This is a genomic window from Planctomycetaceae bacterium (assembly GCA_039680605.1).
In the GTDB taxonomy this organism is placed as follows: Bacteria; Planctomycetota; Phycisphaerae; order SM23-33; family SM23-33; genus JAJFUU01.
Genome location: JBDKTA010000007.1, coordinates 1 through 3,041, shown reverse-complemented (window position 1 = coordinate 3,041; position 3,041 = coordinate 1). Strand labels below are relative to the sequence as shown.

Below are 3,041 nucleotides of genomic sequence, written 5' to 3'. Positions count from 1 at the left end.
TGCGAATCGGGACGTGCAGTCCTGAGCCTAAGCCCTCGACGGCTACCGCTCGTTGTCATGTCCTCGCCCTTTGCCGGGGTGCCTGGGGTGCAGGGGGCGGCGAGCGTCCCTGCCTCCCCGTTCCCTGGCTGTGCCTTCAGCGGGTGTTCGCCGCTGTGGGTGTGTGCCCTCCCTGACCTCGGCGTGGCCGCCCGCGCTCCGAATGCGGCAGTGGGTGCTTGTGCCTCGCCTGTCTGGGGGGGACCTCCGGACGCCGCCCCCTCCCCGATCTCCGAACCTGAATGTGCGTCCCTGTCGAGGACGATCCGGGCCGGTGTGTCCCTGACGCTTGGAGCGCGTCGCACCGCGTGTGTCGGCGTGTGCTTCGGTACGTCGGGGAGGCGTCGGCGAGCGGCGGGTGCGACCGCTTTAGCGGTCGCCCCGCCGCCGCTTCTACCCCCACTATGTATTACGGGGGTAGAATCCGCACTTTGGCACAAAGTATGTGGGCAAAAGACGGATGCAAGCCTTTGCTGGTTAATCGTTTGCAGGGCCGCCCCCCCACCCTGCTGTCAAGAGCAAATAAAGGGGGTTCTGACCTGCCTGAAATCGGGCGTTTTGGAGGCGGAAAATTGTTCGGGAATGTGCTTGCGTCCGGTGAGCGTACCGGGTACAGTACCGGCTCGAATACCGGTGCATAAACCGGAAGGAGCAAGCATGGAAAAGAACATGGTACGGTTGGAACTGCGGCTGGAGGCTGATCTGGCCCGGAGCATCAAGAAACTCGCCGCGTCGTCGGGCATGAGCGTTAATCAAGTCATGCAAGGCGTGGCTCGGTGGGCCGTCGATCACGCGCACGCGGGCATGCCGGTCGTGAGCCAGGACGAGGAACTGTACACGCGAAAGGCGGTTGGCGTGGTGTGGTTTGGCGTTGAGGGAAAGCGGGGTGTTGGTCCTGAGCCGCACGTTGTGTTCGCCGTGGACTACAGCAGCGGTCGCGTCGTCCGTGAGGACTGGCCGTCCGTGGCGAGTGAGGATGAGCGATGAGCAACACAGGGGCGAACATTGCGGGCGGGCTGATGGTCGCCAGAGACGCGGCCAAGTTTCTGTGCATCTCGCAGCGCAAGCTGTGGGACCTGATGAATCGTGGCCTCGTGCGGGCGGTGCGGATTGATCGGGCCGTGCGCTATGATGCGGCGGACCTGCGACAGTTTATCGAACAGCGAAAGGCGGCGACGGATGGCCAGCATTAGCAGCGACAGAAGCGGCGGGCGGATCGTGCAGTTCTACGGGCCTGGCGGCATACGTCGATCCGTGCGACTGGGCAAGGTCTCGCTTAAGCAGGCCGTGACGGTCAAGGGCTACGTCGAGGACCTGGCGACGTGTCGGCAGTGGGGATCATCGCTTGCCCCTGGCACGGCGGAATGGTTGGCGGGCGTCTCTGACGACATGCGAGAACGTCTTGAGGCTGTGGGCCTGGTCGAACCTCGGGCGGGTCGCCGTGCTACCCTTGCGGCCTGGATGGCGTCATACATCGACGGCCGTACCGATCTCGCCAGCAGAACTGTCTTGAATCTTCGCCAAGCTGAGCGCAGACTTGCGGCGTACTTCGGGCCTGACAAGCTGCTGGTGGACCTGACGCCTGCTGATGCCGAGGGCTTCGTTGTTCACTTGCGGGCCAATCTCTCGCCCGCTACCGTGCGTCGTGAGTGCGGCCGTGCAAAGCAATTTCTGAATGCGGCCGTCAATGCGAAGCTGCTGGCCGAAAATGCGTTTAAACGCCTTGTGTCGGGTGACTACTTGAACCGTGAGCGACAGCACTACTGGACTGCGGCGGAAGCGGCGGCGGTCCTGGAACACTGCCCCGATGCGCAGTGGCGCCTCATCATCGGCCTGGCGTACTACGCGGGCCTGCGCTGCCCTTCGGAAGTCCTGGGCGTTCGGTGGGCTGACGTGAACTGGGCCACGAAGCAACTGCGGGTCAAGGCGGAAAAGACAAAGCGCCACAGTGGCGGCGGCGTGCGCGATGTGCCGATCTGCCCGGAGTTGTATTCGCTGCTGCTGGACGTGTTCGCCCAGGCGGAAGCGGGGGCGGAGTTTGTCGTCACTCGCTACCGGTCGGACGTGGCGAATATGCGCACGCAGTTCGGGCGGATCGTGCAGCGGGCGGGCCTCAAGCCGATTCCAAAACCTTTCGTGAATATGCGGGCGACGTGCGAGACGAATTGGCTGCGCCTGGGCGTCCCGGAATATCAGGTGTCAAGCTGGATCGGGCACCGCGTCGAGGTCAGCCGCCGGCACTACGACCTGGTGCTGCGCGAGTACTCCGAACTGGTCACAGGGGGCGCTGCGAATTCCGGTGCGATTGGCGACGAATCGGCGCTTCGAAAGGCGGTGCCGCCCGGAGCGTCGATGAGTAGCACTGAATCGCACGGTGTCCGGAAAGGCCTTGAAACAAGCGGTTTTTGCGAGTGTGTGCCAAATGAAGCGGGCCAGTGCGTGAACACTGGCCCGCAATCCCATACCCCCAAGGGGAGTCGAACCCCTGTCTCCAGGATGAGAACCTGATATCCTAGGCCACTAGACGATGGGGGCAGTGGGGCTGCAAAAACAGCGTTGCAGTTACAGAGGCCAATCAGGCCGTCTGTGCCTAGCCCGCAAAAAGCCGCGGGTTTCCTGAAGGAAAAGAATCGTAGCAACCCGCTATCCCGACGTCAAGAGACGGCTGCATTTTTGGGTACTGCCGGGTTTGCCCAAACTTTCGCGAAAAGCGCGCGTAGCAGCAACGACTTTGCCACAGAGATCCTGACGCGGCCTTGGGCCGCAACCAAAGGTTCCGCCGCCGACGCCATTGCTCAATTTCTCCGGCCGCCGTCGCCGTGGGACCCCAGGCCCCAAGCCGGCCCCCCGTGAGCCTCCGTTTGGGGCCTGCCCTCGACGCCGGCGGCCTTGCCGTGCTGCATCCACGCGCCGGAGCCCATCTGCCCGAAGCTCAAAAGCGATAAACTCCGGGGTCTGGGGCGGAGCCCCAGTTTCTTGCCAGAAAAACAAGATGTTACACC

Annotated in this window: 3 protein-coding genes and 1 tRNA gene; 2 read left to right on the top strand and 2 right to left on the bottom strand. The window is 63.4% G+C overall.

Translation table 11 applies throughout. The features are described from left to right. Positions 1-696: 696 nt before the first annotated feature. The gene (locus tag ABFD92_01980) at positions 697-1,026 is read left to right on the top strand and encodes a hypothetical protein (GenBank protein ID MEN6503284.1); all 330 of its coding nucleotides are present in this window, start codon (positions 697-699) and stop codon (positions 1,024-1,026) included. Beyond that, on the top strand, positions 1,023-1,232 hold the full coding sequence (locus ABFD92_01975) for a helix-turn-helix domain-containing protein (protein ID MEN6503283.1): 210 nt from the start codon (positions 1,023-1,025) through the stop codon (positions 1,230-1,232). Before ABFD92_01980 ends, ABFD92_01975 begins: the two co-directional genes overlap by 4 nt. Positions 1,233-1,506: 274 nt before the next feature. Here ABFD92_01975 and ABFD92_01970 read toward each other — a convergent pair whose 3' ends face one another. Together ABFD92_01970 and ABFD92_01965 are read right to left on the bottom strand one after the other, a co-directional pair. Further along, positions 1,507-1,800: a hypothetical protein gene (locus ABFD92_01970; GenBank protein MEN6503282.1), complete on the bottom strand. Its 294-nt coding sequence runs from the start codon at positions 1,798-1,800 to the stop codon at positions 1,507-1,509. 701 nt (positions 1,801-2,501) lie between these two features. Then, positions 2,502-2,574, bottom strand: a tRNA-Glu gene (locus ABFD92_01965). Between the last annotated feature and the right edge of the window lie 467 nt (positions 2,575-3,041).

Excerpts from the sequence above, each read along its gene's own strand:
- ABFD92_01975 (MEN6503283.1), top strand. The coding sequence starts at position 1,023 with ATGAGCAACACAGGGGCGAACATTGCGGGCGGGCTGATGGTCGCCAGA.
- ABFD92_01980 (MEN6503284.1), top strand. The coding sequence starts at position 697 with ATGGAAAAGAACATGGTACGGTTGGAACTGCGGCTGGAGGCTGATCTG.